The sequence below is a fragment of the Enterococcus sp. AAFC-DPL-6103 genome, from assembly GCF_058216595.1.
Genome location: NZ_CM177102.1, coordinates 846,117 through 866,978 on the forward strand (window position 1 = coordinate 846,117; position 20,862 = coordinate 866,978).

The 20,862-nt window shown below is 36.5% G+C and carries 18 protein-coding genes and 1 pseudogene; 15 read left to right on the top strand and 4 right to left on the bottom strand.

Translation table 11 applies throughout. The annotated features are described in order from the left end of the window. From AC4BC3_RS04190 to AC4BC3_RS04240, 11 genes and pseudogenes are all read left to right on the top strand, one after another. On the top strand, positions 1 to 627 hold the full coding sequence (locus AC4BC3_RS04190) for a major tail protein (protein WP_490467057.1): 627 nt from the start codon (positions 1 to 3) through the stop codon (positions 625 to 627). Next, on the top strand, positions 620 to 1,075 hold the full coding sequence (locus AC4BC3_RS04195; protein ID WP_490467058.1) for a hypothetical protein: 456 nt from the start codon (positions 620 to 622) through the stop codon (positions 1,073 to 1,075). The genes AC4BC3_RS04190 and AC4BC3_RS04195 overlap by 8 nt, the downstream gene beginning before the upstream one ends. A 194-nt stretch (positions 1,076 to 1,269) precedes the next feature. Further along, positions 1,270 to 3,576, top strand: coding sequence for a phage tail tape measure protein (locus AC4BC3_RS04200; protein ID WP_490467059.1), 2,307 nt, complete (start codon positions 1,270 to 1,272; stop codon positions 3,574 to 3,576). After that, complete coding sequence (locus tag AC4BC3_RS04205) at positions 3,573 to 4,292, top strand: phage tail protein (protein WP_490467060.1); 720 nt, start codon at positions 3,573 to 3,575, stop codon at positions 4,290 to 4,292. The genes AC4BC3_RS04200 and AC4BC3_RS04205 overlap by 4 nt, the downstream gene beginning before the upstream one ends. Further along, positions 4,289 to 6,997: a phage tail tip lysozyme gene (locus AC4BC3_RS04210; RefSeq protein ID WP_490467061.1), complete on the top strand. Its 2,709-nt coding sequence runs from the start codon at positions 4,289 to 4,291 to the stop codon at positions 6,995 to 6,997. Before AC4BC3_RS04205 ends, AC4BC3_RS04210 begins: the two co-directional genes overlap by 4 nt. A 12-nt stretch (positions 6,998 to 7,009) precedes the next feature. Next, on the top strand, positions 7,010 to 9,136 hold the full coding sequence (locus AC4BC3_RS04215; RefSeq protein WP_490467062.1) for a BppU family phage baseplate upper protein: 2,127 nt from the start codon (positions 7,010 to 7,012) through the stop codon (positions 9,134 to 9,136). Positions 9,137 to 9,146: 10 nt separating this feature from the next. Then, a pseudogene (locus AC4BC3_RS04220) lies at positions 9,147 to 9,651 on the top strand (BppU family phage baseplate upper protein); the annotation flags it as partial. 26 nt (positions 9,652 to 9,677) lie between these two features. Next, the gene (locus AC4BC3_RS04225) at positions 9,678 to 10,757 is read left to right on the top strand and encodes an SGNH/GDSL hydrolase family protein (protein ID WP_490467286.1); all 1,080 of its coding nucleotides are present in this window, start codon (positions 9,678 to 9,680) and stop codon (positions 10,755 to 10,757) included. Positions 10,758 to 10,858: 101 nt separating this feature from the next. Continuing rightward, entirely contained in the window at positions 10,859 to 11,152 is a 294-nt protein-coding gene (locus AC4BC3_RS04230; protein ID WP_490467063.1) for a hypothetical protein, read from the top strand. Continuing rightward, positions 11,149 to 11,466, top strand: coding sequence for a phage holin (locus AC4BC3_RS04235; RefSeq protein ID WP_490467064.1), 318 nt, complete (start codon positions 11,149 to 11,151; stop codon positions 11,464 to 11,466). Before AC4BC3_RS04230 ends, AC4BC3_RS04235 begins: the two co-directional genes overlap by 4 nt. Then, entirely contained in the window at positions 11,463 to 12,245 is a 783-nt protein-coding gene (locus AC4BC3_RS04240; RefSeq protein WP_490467287.1) for a peptidoglycan amidohydrolase family protein, read from the top strand. The genes AC4BC3_RS04235 and AC4BC3_RS04240 overlap by 4 nt, the downstream gene beginning before the upstream one ends. 46 nt (positions 12,246 to 12,291) lie before the next feature. On the opposite strand, the gene AC4BC3_RS04245 is transcribed toward AC4BC3_RS04240, so the two are convergent. Then, positions 12,292 to 12,729, bottom strand: coding sequence for a hypothetical protein (locus AC4BC3_RS04245; RefSeq protein WP_490467065.1), 438 nt, complete (start codon positions 12,727 to 12,729; stop codon positions 12,292 to 12,294). A 261-nt stretch (positions 12,730 to 12,990) separates the two neighbouring features. Here AC4BC3_RS04245 and AC4BC3_RS04250 point away from each other — a divergent pair, with 261 nt between their 5' ends. Next, positions 12,991 to 13,206, top strand: a complete 216-nt coding sequence (locus AC4BC3_RS04250) for a DUF378 domain-containing protein (protein WP_490467066.1) — start codon at positions 12,991 to 12,993, stop codon at positions 13,204 to 13,206. 227 nt (positions 13,207 to 13,433) lie between these two features. Here the strand turns inward: AC4BC3_RS04250 and AC4BC3_RS04255 are convergent, their stop codons facing one another. Next, positions 13,434 to 13,721, bottom strand: a complete 288-nt coding sequence (locus AC4BC3_RS04255) for a DUF5960 family protein (protein ID WP_490467067.1) — start codon at positions 13,719 to 13,721, stop codon at positions 13,434 to 13,436. 696 nt (positions 13,722 to 14,417) lie between these two features. On the opposite strand from AC4BC3_RS04255, the gene asnB reads away from it, so the two are divergent. Then, the gene (gene asnB, locus AC4BC3_RS04260) at positions 14,418 to 16,313 is read left to right on the top strand and encodes an asparagine synthase (glutamine-hydrolyzing) (RefSeq protein ID WP_490467068.1); all 1,896 of its coding nucleotides are present in this window, start codon (positions 14,418 to 14,420) and stop codon (positions 16,311 to 16,313) included. Between the two features lie 244 nt (positions 16,314 to 16,557). Here asnB and AC4BC3_RS04265 read toward each other — a convergent pair whose 3' ends face one another. Beyond that, positions 16,558 to 17,367 (bottom strand): Cof-type HAD-IIB family hydrolase, encoded by an 810-nt coding sequence (locus AC4BC3_RS04265; RefSeq protein ID WP_206907850.1) that lies wholly within the window; start codon positions 17,365 to 17,367, stop codon positions 16,558 to 16,560. 276 nt (positions 17,368 to 17,643) lie between these two features. Here AC4BC3_RS04265 and AC4BC3_RS04270 point away from each other — a divergent pair, with 276 nt between their 5' ends. Both AC4BC3_RS04270 and AC4BC3_RS04275 read left to right on the top strand, forming a co-directional pair. Further along, a complete protein-coding gene (locus AC4BC3_RS04270; RefSeq protein WP_206907852.1) occupies positions 17,644 to 19,080 on the top strand; it encodes an NCS2 family permease in 1,437 nt (478 codons plus the stop codon). Between the two features lie 222 nt (positions 19,081 to 19,302). After that, on the top strand, positions 19,303 to 20,499 hold the full coding sequence (locus AC4BC3_RS04275; protein ID WP_206907853.1) for a multidrug efflux MFS transporter: 1,197 nt from the start codon (positions 19,303 to 19,305) through the stop codon (positions 20,497 to 20,499). 63 nt (positions 20,500 to 20,562) lie between these two features. On the opposite strand, the gene AC4BC3_RS04280 is transcribed toward AC4BC3_RS04275, so the two are convergent. After that, positions 20,563 to 20,751 carry a YjzD family protein gene (locus AC4BC3_RS04280; protein WP_206898587.1) on the bottom strand — a complete coding sequence of 63 codons (189 nt, stop codon included), beginning with the start codon at positions 20,749 to 20,751 and terminating at the stop codon, positions 20,563 to 20,565. Positions 20,752 to 20,862 lie beyond the last annotated feature (111 nt).

The following is a 20,862-nucleotide window of genomic DNA, read 5'->3' on the forward strand; positions in this document are numbered from 1 at the left end:
TTGGGAAAACAAGATACATTTTATTTTGAAGGATTAGACGATATCTTAATAGCTATGATGACAACTAGAGATAGTGTATCAACTGAACCAGAATATGCAGAAATCGTACGATTACCTATTGCAACGAAATTAGGGATTAAAGGGAATGGCTCAGCACTAGAAAAGTGGGCATCTAGTAAAATGTTTAGACGTGTAAGTTGTGAAACTAAACACGAACTTGGATTAGATCACGTGGGTATTCCAATTGATGTGATGGATGAATTGAAAGGCTTGATTGCTAAGGGTGGCGTATCGTTTGGCAAAAACACTGCACGAGAATATCCATATTTTGCATTTGGTTTTATAGGTAACATAGAAAATGGTGGGAAAAAGGCTGTTTGGTATCCCAAAACACAACTATCGAATGTTATCGATGAAGAATATACTACTGCCGAGGACGAAGCGAAGATAGATGATGTCACAGCTAATTTTGTGGCTACAGGTTTAAATAATAATAATGTAATGTATTCAAGCTTTGATTCCAATCGTGATAGCGCAAAAGCGGAAGACTTTGAAAAATTTATAGCTCAACCAGTATTTAGCGAAGAGCAATGGGATAAGCTTGTAGGGAGTGAGAATAATGGCTAGACTATCAGATTATGGCATTGTTGTTTCTCAAAGTCCGACAGTGACAATCAAAGGACATGATTTCCCCATTTCACTTACAATGGAGACGATGGAATATATCGCTGATATCTACGATGATGATTACGCAAAATTTGAGTCGGATATGAACGAGATGATTGCAAAAAGTGGTGGGAAATTGTCTTCTAGAAATTTATCAGCATCTGATTTAAAAATAATGCGAGCGTTAATTTACGGGATGTTGCGAACAGGGGGATTAGAAGAATCAGCAGATGTAATTTTCAAGTTTATTGGGATGGGTGGAGATGTTATTGAAGCATATGCCGCTTGTATGGAAATTTTTTCTGAACAAAACTTTCAGGTCGAAGACTTAAAAAAATCCAAGAAGCCACAAGATTATCAAACTCCTCGAAAAAACAAAAAACAAAAAACTCCACGGAAGCAGAAATAGGCACTCCATGGAGTTTTTATCTTTATGTAGCACTTACTCTATTGAACTGGAGTGAGTGTTTTTTTTTAAAAGCAACACCTAACTTGTGGCTTAAATCTTACATTCAGTGGTTAAAAAATAATAAGGAGTTTGAACCACCTGAAAGCATAACGATGGATAAGAGTCCATGGTGGTAGTAGGAAAGGGGCGCTAAAATGGCTAAAGAATCAGACGTTGTTTTGAATTTTAAAACGAACGGCGAGGTTAGTTATTCAAAGACAATCAAAGAAATTAACAAAGAAATGAATTTAGCTGCTACTGAGTACAAAAACCAAACATCTGCCATGGATAAAGACGCTACTCAAACGGAAAAATTAAGAGCATCTAAACAAAAACTAGAAAAACAACTCAAGTTGGCTGAACAGCGCACAAAACTTTTGAGGGAAGAATATGAAAAATCCATCAAAGAAACAGGAGAATATTCAGCAGAATCGCAAAAGCTTCACAAACGATTGTTAGAATCTGAAACAGGAGAAAATAAGTTAAGGGCAGCGCTTGAAGAAACCAATAGTGCTTTGAAAGAACAGGGCGACATCTCTATTGATACTGCTAAAAAAATCCAAAAAATCGAAGAGACGGGTGAAAAAGTAGCTGGCGTAGGGAAAAAGATGACGCTGGGTTTAACTACACCCATCTTAGGAATTGGAGCTGCAGCTTTAGCAGCTTCTAAAGATTTAAATGATGTGCTTAATGGTATTACGACGGCGACAGGAGCAACTGGAGATCAATTAGATTCTTTACAAGATAGTTTTAAAAACGTTGTGAATGTTATACCTGCGGAACTCGAAGACATCGGAACTGGAATTGGGGAAGTAAATACACAGTTCGGTTTGATGGATGAAGCATTAGAAACAACTACCGAGAACTTCCTAAAATTTGCGAAAATCAATGATGCAGATGTTTCTCAATCAACAATCAATGCAAAACAATCGATGGAATTATTTAGACTGTCTATTGAAAATTTGCCTATGATTTTGGATTCGGTTACGAAAACTAGTCAAGATACTGGGGTCGGTGTAGATCAATTATTTAACGCGGTAAACGCAGGGGCACCTCAGTTAAAAGCTATGGGGCTTGGTTTTTCTGAATCAACTATGTTAATAGGTCAGATGGAAAAAGCTGGTGTTGATTCCACGAGTACGCTTGGTTATTTAGGTAAGGCTAGTGTCGCATATGCTAAAGACAATAAAACGATGCAAGATGGCTTGAGCGGAACAATTAAAGCTGTTAAAGCTGCCACTACGGAACAAGAAAAGATGAATATCGCAAGCGAAATCTTCGGTACTAAAGCAGCAAGCAAAATGATTGAAGCAATCGACAGTGGAGCGTTGTCTATGGATGGTTTTGCTAATGCTGCGAGCAATGCGGCAGGGGCTGTAGACGAAACTTTTGAAAATATTCAAACGCCATTAGCAAAAGCCGAGCAAGCTAAAAATCAAATGATGGTCGGCATGGGGGAGCTAGGGAACCAAGTTCAAATTGCACTATTGCCGGCATTCGAAGCAGCAAGCAATGCAATCCGTGAAGTGAGTTCGTGGTTCAGTAATTTATCAGACGAGCAAAAGCAAACGATAATTGTTATTGGTGGAGTTATTGCAGCGATTGGGCCAATGTTAATTATCTTAGGCACTTTGATGAGTTCTGTGGGTAAAGTGGTTGCAGGAGTGAAATCGTTAATAGCGGTCTGGCAAACTCTTTCAACGTTATTAGGATTAAGTGGAGGAGTGTTTGCAATAGCAATTGTCGCGATAGCTGCGCTTGTCGCTGGTCTTGTTTGGGCTTACAACAACGTCGAATGGTTTCATGACGGAGTGAATGCCTTTTTTAAAGGTGTATCAGATGTAGCTGTTGAAATTTTTAATTTTATGGCAGGTTATATTAGCGGTGTTTTTGAAGGAATTCTAGGTACATTTCAGACATTTTACGATATAGGTTCGAGAATTCTTGGTGGCTTTATTGATTTTATTACGGGTGTGTTTACTGGAAATTGGCAGCTTGCTTGGCAAGGAGTTCAAGATATCTTCGGAGGTATATTTGAGGGGATGGTTGCATTAGCAAAAGCGCCTATCAACATGATTATTGGGATGGTTAATAATCTAATTAGTGGTTTAAACAATATTTCAACCCCGAAATGGATGCCATTGATCGGTGGTAAAAGTGTGAATATCTCTAAAATACCTTACTTGGCTAAAGGCGGTCATTTAGTTGATGGACAAGCAATCACAGGTGAGGCTGGTCCAGAACTATTATCAGTTGAAAACGGTAAAACAACAGTTACGCCATTATCAGATACTGAAAAGAAAAAAGGCATTAGTGGAAAAATTGGCAGTGGTTCTATTGAGCAACATGTTCACATTGGAAAAGTTGATGCTAACAATCCGTCTGAATTAGATCGAATGAATCGAAAAATTGAACAAGCAAGTAAACAAGCGATTTATGATTTGGGAGGGGTGCCAGGATGAGCACGAATTTTATGAATCAAAATGAGCCTAACTTCATTTGGAAAGGTTTAAATGCGTTAATCGATATGGATTGTATAATCGAAACAGAATTGCCTGACATCCTCCCTCAAAAGCGATATGACACTTATTCTATTGTTGGTAGAAGCGGTGAGCTAACAGAAACGTTTAATGATTATGAGCCGTTTGATTTCGAAATTAAAGATGTAACTATTCCTTTCAATAGATTGAGAGAAGTGAAGAAGTGGCTTACTGGTAAAAGTCGGTTGATTACGCATAATGATCCAGATAAATATTTAGATGCTATATGTAATATGAGCAAAGAAGTCTCATTTGAAAATGAATGGGGCTTTTTTTATACGTTTGATATTTCTTTTAGGTGTCAACCGTTCAAAAAAGCATTGAATGAACAACCGCAAATTATCCAAACGACAAGTGAACAATTTTATGATTTTGGGGATGAAATGGCTTATCCATATTTTGAAATTGATTCAAAAGGTGGGGATATTTCGATTCAAATTGGTGGAAAAACTCTGACACTTTTAAACACGTTGGCTTCAAAAATTATTGTTGATACTGAGTTAGGAAAAGCAATGCAAGATAATGTCCCGTTATTTACTCGTGGCGATTGGCCGACCATTCAACCTGGATGGAACACAATAAAAATTTCTGGCAGTTTTAGCCAAATAAAATTATTGAACAGGAGTGTGTATTTGTGACACAAAATTTTATTTATGCTTATGAAAAAATGCCGGACAATCTAAGTGATAATGGTAAATCACTTGTCGATTGGGTGGATTTGCCGGAAGTTAACCGTGTGTTAAATGGTGCGTATCGTTTTTATGGAAATTATGCTAGGGACGGACAATATCGTTCTTATTTAAAAAAAGGTAATTTTTTGAGAGCAAAAGTTGAAGATGATTCATATCAATATTTTGAAATCTACAATGTGAAAAAGAATTTGGAATCTGTTTCAGTAACTGCACGTCACATTGGTTTTATGGCCAATAAAAATTTCATTGTTAAATCATTTACTGATAATGGAAATGGCACGCAGATTATGAATAACTTGAAAAACAATCTTGCGTTTTCGCAAAAGTTCAACTATTTATCAAACGTTGGCACTGTGCATCAATTTACCGCAAAGCAAGTTGCACCAGTAGAAGCGATTATTGGCTCGAATAATGGTAATCAGAACCTCGTTGGTGTGACAGGTGCAGAACTTGACATGGATAACTACGATTTGAAGCTAGTAAAACAAATCGGGGCTGATAATGGATTTCGTATTGATTTTGGCGTCAACTTAGAAGCGATTGAGGAAGAAATTGACGAGGAATCTATCATTAATAGTTTGTACTTGATTGGCGGTGTTCCTGACAACGACTATGACGAGGACAAAGAACCAATTGAGTACGGTTATTTAGAAGTTAGTGGTGTAGATGATTCAAATCGACGAATTGGCAAACGAGAAAATTCAGAGTGTAAAACCGTTGCTGATTTGATTAAGTGGGGAAACACACTTTTTACGAATGATAAAATTCATGAACCAAAAGCAACTCACAAGGTCAGCATGGTTGCACTCGAACATACGCTAGAATATGGTGAAATGTATCAAGAGTTAGCCTCGTTACATTTTGGAGATGTTGCACATGTACGAGCAAAAGAAATAGATATTGAAATTGCGGAACGAATGGTGGAGTATACTTGGTTTCCGACCATCGGTAAATTCAAAGATATCGTATTAGGCAACGATTTATCACTTTACACTTCTAAAGTAAGCACTCAAACACAAGAACTAAAGAAAAAAATTGATAATCGAACAGAAACTTTAGTTCAAAATGTTTTAAATGCAACGGCGTGGATTACTGGAAATTCTGGTGGGCACGTCGTTTTTCGTCCAGAAAAAGCACCGTCAGAAATACTTATCATGGATACCAACAAAGTTGCTACAGCAAAACGGGTATGGCGATGGAACTTGAACGGCTTGGGCTATTCAAGCAATGGCGTGAATGGTCCGTTCGGTTTAGCAATGACATCAAAAGGGGAAATCGTTGCTGACTTTATTAAAGTTGGGACTATTCAAGCAGATGTATTTGAAAGCTCGTTTAATGCTTATGGTGATGTACTTAAATTAGTGAAAGGTACGTTGCAAATTTGGAATGAAAATAAAAAAATAATGGAACTAACAAAAAAAGGCATGGAGTTCTGGAATAGTGGTGGTTCTAACATTGGGACGATTGGTACTACGAATTCCGCAGGTAATCCTTTTCCAGGTGCTTCTACACCAACGCCGATTGAAGACAATTCTTTAGTTATTCGTACGAACGGTGAAGGAAAATATATTTTAATTTCACCTAATGTAGGAAAAGGTTTGGTAATGCTTGGAAATGGTAAGGCATTTTATTACGGTGATTTAGACATTCAAGGAAAGCTCAGCGTGAAAGGTAAAGAAATTACTGGCGATAGCGGAAGCGGAGGGAATGGTGGAAGCTGGAACGGTCAGTATCCACCCGAAGTAACCTCTGACCGTGACAAACGTTACTGGCAGATTTGGGCGATGGCTATTAGTGCTGGGTTCTCTAAACAAGCCGCTGCCGCTTTACTCGGGAATGCACAAGGTGAATCTGATGCCAATCCAACAGCTGATGAGGGCGGCGGACGTCCTGGTTTCGGTTATGGGGTTTGGCAATGGACAGATAGTTCTGGAGCAAGTTCTGGACGTGTTTATATGATTAATCTCATGACACGAGCAGGAGTCACTGACAATCCTGATACAATCACAGCTCAATTCAAACTCTTGATGTGGCATGCACCAAATGGACAGTGGATTGCGACAAGTTCTTATCCTTATTCTTGGACTCAATTCATGAATTTAACCGATATCAACACAGCTGCACAAGCATTTGTAGCTAACTTTGAGCGTCCACGTGATCCGCACCCAGAAAGAAGCGTGTGGGCACAAGAGTGGTATGACAAATTTGTAAATCTGAAAATACCAGAATCGAAAGGTTATGTAAAACCAATTGCAAATCCAGTCACGGTTACTAGCGAATTTGGCTGGCGAACAAGTCCAATAACTGGCGCGCAAGAATTTCACAATGGGATTGATTTGGTGAATGGAAATCCGAACACGCCAATTTTTGCAGCAGGTGATGGTGAAGTTATCACTGCAGGTGCAGAATATTTTGATTGGTACGGAAATTACACCGTTATAAAACATGGGGATGGAATGTATACTGGCTACGCGCATCAAAGCCGAGTAGACGTTTCTAAAGGTCAAACGGTAAAGGCTGGTCAGCAAATTGGCTTGATGGGCACGACTGGGCCCTCGACAGGTGAACATCTGCATTTTCAATTTATGGATGAGTTTTATCCGTCATCAAGTAATCATTTCCATAATCCAAGGAACTATATTGCTTTTTAAAGGAGGAAAATAATGCCAATTCATAAAATGGTACTAAGCACGACCGAACCGAACAACAACGTGCCTTTAATTCGAGTCATACAAGATGACAAGAATAGTCAGATTTTCGAAGCAGAAATTATTGAAGAAGGCAAATTATTAAAATTTGAAGAAAAAATTGTTTTTTTTAACGCTCGAATTGGACCTTATAAAGTCCGAGATAAAGTAGAACAAATCTATTACGACAGCAGTCGAATCATCTATACATTAATTGATCCGTTTTTACAAAAAATTGGCGAATTTGAAGCGTGGTTCAGTTTTGCTGATGGTGATTATCCAGAGGCTGACCTATTTAGTACAATGCCGTTTCGTTATCGAGTGCTTCCTGGAATTCGAAAAAACATTTGGGAAGGCAATTACTTTTGGGATTTAGAAGAGCTAGTTCAATATTATGAGCGTTATAAATATTTGATTGCTGGAATAGTAGAAAACAAAGATTTTAGTGGATTGATTGACAAACTTGCAGAAATTGATGGGCGTACAACTCAAATAGATAATTTTAAGACAGCTTCAAAGATCGATGCGGAAGAAGGGATTGCCGCAAATAAATTTATGACGCCTCAACGTGTTACACAACAAACTGATGCGCGACTAAGTACAAGTAGTGAAGCTATTGATGCAATGGACGATAAAAAGCTAATGACACCACAAAAAACAGCATTATTAATTAGCGAGAGTAGAATACCGACAACCCAAATGAGCGGTAGAAAAGAAATGTTTTTAGTCTACAATTCAGATGCCGATCCAACAATGGTCTTAGAAAGAATGGGCGATTGGGTATTCTTGATGATTCGATGGACCTCACCTACAAGCGTTACAGCAGGTCAAGTAATTGATATTGCGAATTTGCCAGATGGGTTTAAAACGTTTAATAGTTTAAATGTTGGTTTGACAGCTCAATATGATGCAACTGGTAACGCAACTTATTGTCGTGTTCAGAGCGGGAACATAATTCAATTAAAAATTGTGGAAGGAGGATCACATGGCTATTCGATTAATGGTCTTTTCAGGACAGGTGACTTTTTCCCCGATGATGCCGGCGATATCACGCCGGCACTCTATCACCTTAATGCGTTAGAAGAATTTAAAAATGGCATCAATCAGTCGAAATTCAATATTGGATTTGTCACCGATTCTCATTACGATGAGTATACGTATCGTGACAAGTATTCAAAGTTCGCGTTAAAGAAACTCAATAATATTCTTTCAATTCAAAGCTCGTTCGATATGATTCATTCGAACGGAGATAACTGTGACAGCGATCATGCAGATCATGACGAACTATTAAAATACTATAAACGTTTTTGTGATCGTTGGTTTCGAGAAACGAAAACGCCAAAATTTATGGTAAATGGAAATCATGATGACGGGAGTCTTGGTTTTGCTTGGAGTCACAACAACGAGTATCTTCCTACAGATAAAATCATTACCCAAGAAGAATTCGCTACGCTTTTCAGAGGGACTCAACGTTTGTTCGGGGAAACGCGTTCTTCTACAAAGCAAGATTATGTTTATGACATTCCAAAAGATGATTATACTTTGCGAGTGATTGGACTAGATTCATTAGTTCGCTCGTCTATTTTAGATGAGAACGGACATATTAAATACCCCGCTCAAGACGCATATGGTTATTCTTTCGATCAACTCAAATTTGTATATGAAGCATTAAAAAGTGCTGATGAGAAAACTCATATCGCTATCTTGATGCATGTGCCTGTTACGGACTATTTGGATGGGAACGGTATAAATGTCAATGTAGATTCTTTTATTCAGTTAATTAGTGCTTTTGTAAGAAAAGAGACACTGACTATTGTTGGTACGAACGCTGATTTTCCATTTTCAATGGAAGTTGATTTCACGAATGCTGCAGGCGAATTTATCGCAACTTTTACTGGTCATACTCACTCTGAGCATTTGAGGCTAATTGACGACACGTGGTACTCAGTTTGCCATGCTAGAGCTATGCATAGCGAAGGTGATTCTTTGACAGGCACAGTAAAAGAAGACTGTTTCTATTGTATTGAAATTGATCCTTCCACGAAAACTGTGAATGTTAAAGGTTACGGAAGGGGAACTGCTTCCCGGAAATTCACTTATTAGGAGGGATAAAATGATTAGAAAAACAGGAGAAATAGTTGTACCGACAAAGCCAATGAAGCAAGCAACGAAGATTACAAATTTTACTTTTAAATCCTATGAGAAAAATTCGAATGCTTTGCAATTCGAGATTAAAAATCAAGACGGCAGTCCAACCGATTTAATCGGTGCGACTGTACGTCTTTTTATGTACATTTATGTAGATGAAGAAAAAAAAGAGTTTCCGATTTTTGACAATCAACTTATTACTGAAAGCTATATGCGAGGCATTATTAAATACCCAGTGCCTGATACGCTTTTGGACTACGAAGGAAAAGTTGATGCGAATGTTTATATTGATTTTCCGGACGGCACCTATACAGACAATTTAGCATTTACCTTTACTATTGAAAAATCATTGATTGATAGCGATGTTTCAATCAAAGGAGAATACTATTTTAAAGACTTTCAACAATTACTTAATAGCATGACGCAAGAAACGACAGACGCAATAAATGGTGCACTAGAGGGCTTAGACGAAACAGTCGGTGAAGCTGTCAATCAAATGCTCACAGATGCAACAACAAACATCAATGATTCAATAAAAGGGATCTGGGAAGTCTTAGAAGGTGTGCAGTTGGATAATTACTTTAACAAAGATAAGATCGAAAAAGATAAGTCTATTGCGAATTTGACTGGAGTAGTAGTTGATGCGCCAGGAGCCAATATTAGCGGCTACATCAGTGTTAAGGATATGACTGTCTTAGGTTGTAATCATTACTACAATACAGCAGGCTGTTTTTATGATGCGAATCTAAAATATATAACTTTCGCACGATTTTCAGATAGTGATACCGCAGGATGGTATACTTTGACCCGTCCTGAAAACGCTATGTATATACGTGTAGTTGTAACTACCGCTCATTTGAATGATTACATGTTACGTCCTAGCAAAGAGAAACCTACTCAATACTATCCTTATCAAGTTTCAGTATCGTGGCTACAACAAGAAAGTGCGTTAGCAAACAAAAAAGTTATCACATTTGGAGACAGTATCACGTGGCAGGATGGTCAAACAATCAATGGTGAAAATATTAAAGGATATCAAAGTTATTTTCGCGAAGCGGGTGCAATTGTTACAAACGAAGGTGTTGGAAATATGACGTTCGCGAAAAATAATAAAGCTGGTGCAGAAGAGCTGTATCTGTATAAAAAAATTGTCCTTGAAAACTATGACTTAACAGGAATAGATATAGTCACCATTGCCTGCGGAACAAATGATGTGGCTTTTGGAGTTTCTTCTGGAGACGTGGGTACAATAACTAGTACAGATTTTGATACAAGCACAAGTTTTGGTGCTTTACGCGCCATCCTTGAATACATTCGGCTTAATTATCCAACAGTTGACATTTATTTACTGACACCACTTCAAAATAAAACACGGGATATGGTAAAGCATCAAGCAATGGCTGATGGCATTATTGCTATATCAGGCTATTACGGTGCGCCTGTTTTTGATTTGTTTAGGCGTTCAGGAATTGGAAAATATACATTCGATATCTATACACGAGATGGTCTGCATCCGAACAATGCAGGTTATGCCTTGTATGGACCAAGGTTGGTAAGGATGCTGGGATCCGAATAATAAAAGTCTGAAACATCCGTTTTTGATATTAAGTAGAATATCTAATTTTTAAGACGAGCTAAAAAGTACGTCTTTTTATTTTGGGGAAAGTTGGTGAGTAAGTGATAGATGTTGGGAAGTGGGGAGCAATTGCTGGTTCGATTACAGCGATTGTCTCTCTTGTTTTGTTAGTGATAAAGCCTGTCATTTCTTCTTTTTCAGAGATTACAGAGACATTATCTAAAGTGAGTCATAACTTAGATTTGTTGACTAGAGATTTAGAATCAAGCAAATCTGATCGTGTTACGATCCACGAAGAACTGAAGAAACATGATGAAAGATTAGACACGCACGCAGAAAAGCTAGTGGAGCATACGCAGCAAATTAAAACTTTATTTAGGGAGACTAGAAAATGAAAAATATTAACTGGAAAGTACGAAGAAGAAACAAATCGTTTTGGCTAGCAGTAGTGCCCGCAGCATTGCTTTTAGCCCAAGTTATTGCTGTACCGTTTGGATATAATTTTGAAATTGATGTAATTAACAAGCAGTTGCTTGATATTGTTAACGCAGCGTTTGCTTTCCTTTCAATTTTAGGAGTTGTTACTGACCCGACCACAAAGGGCGTTTCAGACAGCGAACAAGCGATGAAATATGACACGCCTAAAATTGATGGGCAACCAAATTACGGCGATGGTCAAGAATTCACCGAACGAAAGGATGTCAAATAATGAGTAAAGAAGTTATGATTCAGTGGATGCAGAATCGTTTAGGAAAAGTTACTTATTCGATGACGCATCGTTTAGGACCAAATAGTTACGATTGTAGTTCTGCAGTTTTCTTAGCAATGATTGCTGGAGGCTTCCTACCTTCTGGCTCAATGGGAAATACTGAGACTTTGTTTGGTATGGTTGGAACGAAGCTAAAGAAAATTAGTCGTTCAGAAGTACAACGAGGAGATATTTTTGTATCTGGAACCCCTGGCGGTTCTAACGGTTCTGCTGGTCACACGGGAATTTTTCTAAGTAACAGCTCATTTATTCATTGTTCATACACACATAATGGCATCGCGATTGATACGAATGATGCTTACATGGGTACGAGACTACAACATAATTTTTACCGTATCATCGAAAGTGGTTCAGCTAGCAACACAGACGATAAACCACAAATGATTCAGTTAGAAGTTGATGGACAATTTGGAAATGCAACAGCCAGACGACTACAGGAATATTTCGATACAGCTGGAAAAGATGGTGTTATTAGTCACCAATACAAACAGAAGTACAATCAAAATATCTATGCTGCTCAATTTGATAATAGTTTGATTGGATCAAATGTGGTCAAGGCGTTACAAAAATTCTTGGGTATTTCACAAGATGGTTTGTTTGGTCAAGCTACTATTAAAGCATTACAAAAATATCTTGGGACGACACAGGATGGGATTATTAGCCCTGTTTCTGATTCTGTCAAAGAATTACAACGTCGCTTGAATGCAAATAAACTATAAAAAAATAAGCCCCTCGTTTTTTTGAGGGGCAGTACATATACTTTATCTATTGATCACTTTCAAGCGGTATGTCTATACCTTTGTTTGTATCTAAGTTACTATATAAATACAGAACAGAATACTTAGTTGTATCTTTTTTAGAGTAGATTAATGAATAACTGTAAACTTTATCTTGCCAAGTAAACTCGCCGGTTCCGTTATAAACATTTTTGTATATTTCTCCAGTTTCAGTATTTTTGTCATCTGGAAATTGATTTACTTTTACTGACTGTAAGTCCATTTTGAAATTATCAATTGCGTATATTCTTTTAATTTGTGTTTCGGCGATTGTAGCAAATTCAGCTATTTGTTTCGTGTCGGCTTCTTTGATTGAGCTATTAGTAGACTCGTAGTTTTTTTCTTCTTTTTCTTTTGAAGAACCACAAGCCGTTAAAAACAACAAAGCTAACATTCCAACAAAAAACACTTTAACCACTTTTTTCATTTACATCCTCCTAATTTTTGACAACTTAATCATATCAAATACAAGCTTTATTTGACCATACCGTTGTACGTTTTATTAAAAAACTCCGCTGTAGGCGGCTAAATTATTAACCGTCCCCACAGAAACAGAGAGCTTTTCGGCAACTTCTTGTGTCGTAAGCAAGTAACTCATTAACTTTGAAGGTAATTCATGAGCGTTATACAAGCAATAATTTCTTTTTTGGTACATAATTGTTTAAACAAGTAAGAAAGGAGAATTATAATGAAAACTTTAGATATTATTGCATTAGCTTTGTTGATTGTGGGAGGACTGAATTGGTTGTTGGTAGGACTGTTCGAATTTGATTTAGTTGCGACGATCGCTGGTGGTTCAACAACCATTTTTGCAAAGATCATTTATGTTGTTGTAGGTATTTGTGCAATCTACTGCTTAAAATTCTTTCCAATGATTAACAGAAAAGTTGATGAAACGCATTAAAAAGCTAGCATTTTTTTATGATCCTTCTGATCTATTGATTGGATTGCATGCATTTATTCTCCAAGTAATAACCTTAGGGGACTATCTTAATCTATACTTAAGATAGTCTTTTTTCTATGCTATATTTCATTTTGCTTCTTAAGTAAAACAAGTAAATCCTCAAATGTCATCAGTTTATGCTTTGTATACTTCAAACTCTCAATATTCTGTTCATAATCTTTACTGTTCTAACTTTTGATGAAAGAATAGCCAACGTAATCATAACGTTGGTGTTTTTTGCGAACATCTGGGACGTCTGTTTTCGCATGAAATAAAAAATAAACTGACTTGCGATTTCTACTCTTAGATGCGGAAATCTTAATGTAATTTTTTTGACTATAGTATAAATTGATTAGTAACCTATCCTCGATAGCTTCAAATATGATTTCGGTGTCCCAAAATTTATATAGATCATTAACAAATTTGTGCGTTGGATCATAATTGAACCACAGATAGACTCCGTCAATCTCAAACATAAGATCACCTCAAAAGTATTATACGAACGAATGTTCTTTTTGTAAAGTTTGAACGCGAATAAACTATAAAAATAAGTCCCTCAAAAAATGAGGGTCAGTACATATATTATTTAGATTTATCGAACACTTACCCGATTTTTTAATTACGTTTTTGACTACGTTTTGAATACGAGTAATTAACAGTATTTGCTCGTATTACATAAAAAATACTATTTTGCGATTGAATTTATCTGTATTTTTCTTTCATTATTATAAATTCACAAATCCTGTACCTTCCTTAATTAAACTGGAATAAACAAAAAGATTGAGGCTCATGTCTCAATCTTTTTTTTGTTTTGTCACATAACGACTAAACAAAAAATAATCGTGAATAAATACAGGTTTAATAGAATAAAAATGAGAGAAAAGTAAAAAAAAATCCTTTTTAGTTGTCGTGCAATTAAAAAAATAGAATAGAACAAATGAAAGAGTAAAAATTTCTTTTAACATGAGCGATTAAGATAGCATCATCAAAGAAAACATGTTAAATTAGTTATTGAAAAACTTTTTATTAAATGTGCAAAAGTTTTCATGACTTATTTTCATGTGACGAAACTGTTAGGGAAGAACCTTTCGCCAGCACTTTTCGAGTGTGTTAAGATGAGAAGCATGAAATAAAAAATGAAAAAGTAATTTATATTAGGATGTGAAAGTTAAATGTGCGGGATTGTCGGTTTTGTCAATGACAAAGATAACAAGAGTGCAGTTGTAAACGCGATGATGGATCGCATTGTACACCGTGGACCAAATAGTTCTGGTGAGTATGTCGATAAACACGTTGCTTTAGGCTTTAGAAGATTGAGTATTATTGATTTAGAAGGCGGAACACAGCCTATTTATAATGAAGATGGAACAAAGATCATTATCTTTAATGGTGAGATTTATAACTATCGTCCATTAAGAGAAGAATTACTTGCCGCAGGACATGTTTTTCGCACACATGCTGACACGGAAGTCCTACTTCATGGTTATGAAGAATGGGGAACAGAATTATTACAAAAAATTCGTGGAATGTTTGCTTTCGCTATTTGGGACAATGAAAAAAATGAACTTTTCGGTGCCCGTGATCACTTTGGAATCAAACCTTATTACTATGCAAGCATGAATGGTACATTCATGTTTGGTTCAGAAATCAAAAGTTTCTTACCACATCCTGATTTCAAAAAAGAATTAAATAAGGAAGCATTGAAACCTTATATGACTTTCCAATATTCACCTTTAAATGGTGAAACGTTCTTTAAAGATGTATACCGTTTACCAGAAGGCCATTATTTTACTTATAAAGACGGCAAGTTAGATATTCAAGAATATTGGGATGCTGATTTTGAAACAAAAGGTACACATTCTCGCCAAGAATGGATTGACAAAATTGATGAAACAGTTAAAGCTTCAATTAAAGCACACACAATCAGTGATGTTGAAGTTGGCTCATTCCTTTCAAGTGGTGTTGACTCAAGTTACGTAACCTCTGTTTTAAAACCCGATCATTCATTTTCAATTGGTTTTGATGATAAAACGTATAATGAGGCAATTGAAGCACGTAAATTAACAGAGATTTTAGATTTAGACAATACTGCGGCGGTTATCGACGGAGATATGTCATTCAAAGCATTCCCATTAATCCAATATCATTTGGATGAGCCAGATTCAAACCCTTCTTGTGTTCCTTTGTATTTTTTAGCTAATCTTGCTTCACAAAGTGTTCGTGTGGTTCAATCCGGTGAAGGAGCGGATGAATTATTTGCGGGTTACCAAACATATGGTTTCCATACAAACTCAAAATTTATTCGTGTGATTGCACAAGGATTGAAAAAATTACCAAAAGGAACACGCTATAGTTTAGGCCGTAAAATTGGTAAAATGAAAAACTTCCACGGACGTATTCATTTATATGAATCACTTGCGCCAGCTAAAGAGTATTTCATTGGTCATGCACGTGTTTTTGAGGAAAAGGAAGCCGCTGATTTATTGACAGCGACTTATCAAGATGCACCATCTGTGAATGAAATCATGGCTGTCCATTACGAAAAAACGGATGGAATCAAAGATGAAGTCAATAAAATGCAATATGTTGACCTGCACCAATGGATGCCAAAAGATATTTTGTTGAAAGCCGACAAATTATCAATGGCAAGTTCTTTGGAAGTTCGTGTGCCATTATTGGATATCGAAGTGATGAAATTAGCACAACAAATTCCAAGTAAATATTTATTAAACCAAAACAACACGAAAGATATTTTCAGACAAGCAGCAAACAAACAGTTGCCAGAAGAATGGTCAAACCGTGTGAAATTAGGTTTCCCTGTGCCAATCAAAGCTTGGTTAAAAGAAGAACATGGTTACCAAGAAGTGAAAGCTTTATTTGAAGCCGACTTTGCAAAAGAATTCTTTGATCAAGATAAAATCATGGAACTATTGGACAATCATCATGAAGGAATCAAAGAAGAGCAACGTAAGATTTGGACAATTTTTAGCTTCTTGACTTGGTATAAAGTTTACTTTATTGATGAAACAATTCCTCAAGCAGAAGCAATTGATTATGTAACTGTTTAAGAAGGATAGAAGCAAACGAGAGTTACTATTTATAAATGAAAAAGCACTTCAGCCATTGGAAAACTTATTTTTCAATGGCTGAAGTGCTTGAATTGATTCTAAATGAGTTAGTTTTTCATTACAAAAAAACCTAAGGCATTGAATGTAGTAATCTTCAAAAGTTAGATTTTTGTCTAGCTTTTGAAGATTGCTCCATTGACTGTCCTAGGCTTTTTTATTTTGTTTCTATTCTAATAGATACAAATTATAGTTGAAGTAATTTTTCTAAATGGTCAGCTAAGCCATCTTCTTGGTTTGTTTTTTCCGTAATATCATTAGCGATGCCTTTTAGCTGATCTGTACCATTTGCCATAGCAACGCCCCAACCAGCATACTCTAATAATTCAAGATCATTGTGTTCATCGCCAAACGCGATGACATCTTCTTGTTTGATATCCAGATAATTAGCTACTTGATGAACACCCTTTGCTTTTTCGATTCCTTTAGAAACAATTTCTAGAATGGCTGTTGGGCCACCCCAAGTGCGGACATCTACATAACTGCCGAATTGCCGTGTCAATTCATTTGATACTTGCTCGGCAAATTGTTTTTCTGTACGAACTAATAGAGAAGTCGGGTTAGTTATTAAGTTTTGAGGGGAAAGCAGATTTTTTTCACTTGGATTTGAAGAAGCAAAAATTTTTTCATCGAAAAATTCTAAGCTATCGATAAAAAATGTTTCGCGATTTTCAGCAGCAACGAAGTCAAGATTCAATGCTTTTTTTTGTGAGACAATTTCAAAAGCAATCTCACGGTTGATTTGTGATTCCTTTTCGCCACTCCAAAGTTGATTAGGAATGTGTACAAGAGCCCCATTAAAGTTAACCATTGGGGTTGTTAATTCTAACTGTTGATAAAATTGATAACTCATTCGAAAAGGTCTGCCAGTAGCGATACTAACATAGTGACCTGCTGCAATGGCTTTTTTTAAGGTTTGTTCAGTTTTAGTTGTAATTAAAGAGTCTTGATTCAGAGTAGTCCCATCTAAATCAATGGCAATTAGCTTTTTATTCAATGGCGATAGTCCTTTCTCAGCTGATATTTGTTTTAGTCTAGCATATTTGACGTAATAAACAAGTGACAAAATCAATAACCAAAGAATGAAAAGCAAGCTTTTTTGAAAAAATCAGAGAAAAACACGAACATTATTTTCTTTTTGATGATTAAATATAAATTTTTAGTTGAAAAACGAATGAAGCAACTATATAATCAATAATTGTTCGAGGAAATCATGCGTTGGTCTTATTTATTATCTTTCCTCATCAGAAAAAATCAGGGAGTGGAATTTTTTATGGATAAGTTTTTCGGATTGAAGGAAAACAAAACAAATGTATCAACAGAAATAATGGCGGGGGTTACGACGTTCTTTGCAATGAGTTACATTCTTTTTGTTAACCCAACGATTTTATCAGCTTCAGGGATGCCATTTCAAGCAGTTTTCTTGGCAACGATTATCGCTTCAGTTATCGGGACGTTAGTCATGGGATTGTTTGCGAATGTTCCGTATGCGCAAGCACCAGGAATGGGTTTGAATGCCTTCTTTACTTTTACTGTAGTATTCGGTCTTGGTTATTCTTGGCAGGAAGCTTTGGCAATGGTCTTTATTTGTGGTTTGATCAATATTTTTATTACAGTAACAAAAATTCGAAAAATGATTATTCATGCAATTCCAGAAAGTTTACAACATGCCATTGGTGGGGGGATTGGGATTTTCGTTGCGTATGTTGGTATTAAAAATGCTGGGTTTCTTTCTTTCAGTGCGGATCAATCAGCAATTACGAGTTCCGTCGTTGAAAGTGGCAAAGCAACAAATGTAACCATTAATGGTGGAATTGTTCCAGCTTTAGCAAATTTCAATAATGCACCAATTTTATTAGCAGTTATTGGGTTAGTTATTACCGCAATTTTAGTAGTTAAAAATGTTCGCGGTGCAATGTTGATTGGGATTGTAGTGACAACTATCTTAGGTGTATTAATGGGTGTAGTCGATCTTCAAGCCATTGATTGGCAAGCTAATTCATTAGGAAACTCAGTTAAAGAATTAGGAACAACCTTTGGAGCTGCTTTTGGAGCAGAGGGAATGCAATCTTTATTCAGTGATAGTTCAAGACTTCCACAAGTTTTAATGACAATCATTGCATTTAGTTTATCCGATACATTTGACACGATTGGTACATTTATCGGAACAGGACGTCGTACAGGCATTTTCTCAAAAGAAGATGAGGATGCGTTAGAAGACGGAAAAGGATTCAAAACAAAAATGGATAAAGCTTTGTTTGCTGACGCAATTGCGACTTCCGTAGGTGCAGTTTTTGGTACATCAAATACAACAACATATGTTGAATCTGCTGCTGGAATTGGGGCAGGGGGACGAACTGGTTTAACATCAGTAGTTGTCGCTATCTTGTTTGCATTAAGTAGTTTATTTTCTCCGTTGATCGCGATTGTGCCTGCACAAGCAACAGCTTCTGCCTTGATTTTAGTAGGCGTGATGATGATGGCATCATTTGCGGATATCAAATGGGGAAATCTTGATGAAGCTTTACCTGCTTTCTTTGCTTCAATTTTTATGGGACTTTGCTATAGCATTTCTTATGGAATTGCTGCTGGTTTTATTATGTATACAATCGTTAAGGTAGTTAAAGGACAAGCAAAAGAAGTATCGCTTGCTTTGTGGGTGGTTGATATTTTGTTTATCTTGAACTTTATTATTTTAGCTACTATCTAATTAAATTTAATTAAAAAAATTAACAAATTAATAGGAATGATGTTTAGTTTGTTAAAATTTTCAAGACAAAAGGTGCGTCTGTTGACGTTACTTTTTGTCTTTTTCTTTCGCTTAAAGTTATAAAAGTCAGAATTTTTTGTCTTTTTTTATTTTTACTTTCACATTCGTTGCTTGTTGCTTTAAAAATAGGTATGATGAAGAAAGATGAAAGAGGGATGATGAATGGGGATTAAATGGAGAAAGAATTTAATTATTGCATGGATTGGTTGTTTTTTCACTGGTGCAAGTATTAGTTTAGTCATGCCGTTTATTCCTGTTTACGTCGAACAACTAGGAACGCCTAAAGATCAGATTGAATTATTTTCTGGATTAGCGATTTCAGTTACTGCTTTTGCGGCAGCAATCGTTGCTCCAGTTTGGGGGAATTTAGCAGATCGAAAAGGGCGAAAAATTATGATGGTTCGAGCGGCAGCGGGAATGACGATCACCATGGGCTCACTGGCTTTTGTTCCGAATGTGTATTGGCTATTAATCATGCGTTTCTTTAATGGAATTTTATCAGGGTATATTCCAAATGCTACAGCAATGATTGCCTCACAAGCACCAAAGGAAAAAAGCGGTTGGGCATTAGGGACACTTTCGACTGGAGCGATTGCAGGAAATTTGATTGGCCCTTCAATGGGTGGTGCATTGGCACAATGGTTTGGAATGGAAAATGTGTTTATTATCACAGGTGCTGTACTTTTGGTAACAACGATATTAACCATTTTTCTAGTAAAAGAAGATTTTCATCCGGTTGAGAAGAAAGATTTAGTTAGCACGAAAGAAATTTTTTCAAAAATGGACCATTTCTCTATTTTAGTAGGACTATTTATCACCACGTTGATTTTACAAATTGGTGTAACCAGTATCAGTCCGATTTTGACATTGTATATTCGTCAATTAAGTGGGGATATCAACAATGTTCTTTTTATTAGTGGATTGATTGTTTCAGTTGCTGGGGTTTCGGCGGTGTTATCTTCACCTAAATTAGGAAAATTAGGCGATAGAATTGGTAATCATAAGGTGCTACTTGCTGGGTTGGTTTTATCGTTTTGTTGTTATCTCCCTATGGCGTTCGTTCAAACACCACTACAGCTAGGTATCTTGCGTTTTATTTTAGGCTTTTCGACTGGGGCGTTGATGCCTTCTATTAATACGTTGATTAGCAAAATCACTCCTCAAGAGGGTGTAAGCCGAGTGTATAGTTACAATCAAATGTTTAGTAACTTTGGGCAGGTTTTAGGACCAATGCTTGGTTCGACCGTAGCCCACTCGTTTGGTTACAGTGCAGTTTTCGTGGTAACGAGTTGTTTTGTCTTATCCAATATCGGCCTTTCGCTTTTTAATTTTAGAAAGGTTTTGCGTAGTAAATTTTAAAAAAAGAATTGTAGACAAAAAAACAGATTGGGAAAACTTGCTTTCCCAATCTGTTTTGATTTACTATGAGTGCGATGAGGCTTCTTTTTTTGTTGGAGCAACTGCACCGATTAAGATGATAATGATACCAGTAACTAGTGACAGAATTGCTGTCAAAGTAAAATCGTAAGTTCCTTGTGTCAAGGCACCACCAATGTAACCGACAACTTGTCCTAAAACTAGAGACCAAAATAACGTTACAATATATCGCATGAAGAACACCTCTTTTCTATCCCAATTTTAACAGAATTTTTTTGAATGTAAAGCAAGGTACAATGCTTCATTGTACTAACGATAGTGAATTTTAACGAAAAAAAAGGCGGA

What these genes read in the sequence shown, in the direction of transcription:
- AC4BC3_RS04195 (WP_490467058.1), top strand. Translation starts at nt 620, where the DNA reads ATGGCTAGACTATCAGATTATGGCATTGTTGTTTCTCAAAGTCCGACA.
- AC4BC3_RS04200 (WP_490467059.1), top strand. Translation starts at nt 1,270, where the DNA reads ATGGCTAAAGAATCAGACGTTGTTTTGAATTTTAAAACGAACGGCGAG.
- AC4BC3_RS04205 (WP_490467060.1), top strand. Translation starts at nt 3,573, where the DNA reads ATGAGCACGAATTTTATGAATCAAAATGAGCCTAACTTCATTTGGAAA.
- AC4BC3_RS04215 (WP_490467062.1), top strand. Translation starts at nt 7,010, where the DNA reads ATGCCAATTCATAAAATGGTACTAAGCACGACCGAACCGAACAACAAC.
- AC4BC3_RS04225 (WP_490467286.1), top strand. Translation starts at nt 9,678, where the DNA reads ATGCTCACAGATGCAACAACAAACATCAATGATTCAATAAAAGGGATC.
- AC4BC3_RS04235 (WP_490467064.1), top strand. Translation starts at nt 11,149, where the DNA reads ATGAAAAATATTAACTGGAAAGTACGAAGAAGAAACAAATCGTTTTGG.
- AC4BC3_RS04245 (WP_490467065.1), bottom strand. Translation starts at nt 12,729, where the DNA reads ATGAAAAAAGTGGTTAAAGTGTTTTTTGTTGGAATGTTAGCTTTGTTG.
- AC4BC3_RS04250 (WP_490467066.1), top strand. Translation starts at nt 12,991, where the DNA reads ATGAAAACTTTAGATATTATTGCATTAGCTTTGTTGATTGTGGGAGGA.
- AC4BC3_RS04255 (WP_490467067.1), bottom strand. Translation starts at nt 13,721, where the DNA reads ATGTTTGAGATTGACGGAGTCTATCTGTGGTTCAATTATGATCCAACG.
- asnB (WP_490467068.1), top strand. Translation starts at nt 14,418, where the DNA reads ATGTGCGGGATTGTCGGTTTTGTCAATGACAAAGATAACAAGAGTGCA.
- AC4BC3_RS04270 (WP_206907852.1), top strand. Translation starts at nt 17,644, where the DNA reads ATGGATAAGTTTTTCGGATTGAAGGAAAACAAAACAAATGTATCAACA.
- AC4BC3_RS04275 (WP_206907853.1), top strand. Translation starts at nt 19,303, where the DNA reads ATGGGGATTAAATGGAGAAAGAATTTAATTATTGCATGGATTGGTTGT.
- AC4BC3_RS04280 (WP_206898587.1), bottom strand. Translation starts at nt 20,751, where the DNA reads ATGCGATATATTGTAACGTTATTTTGGTCTCTAGTTTTAGGACAAGTT.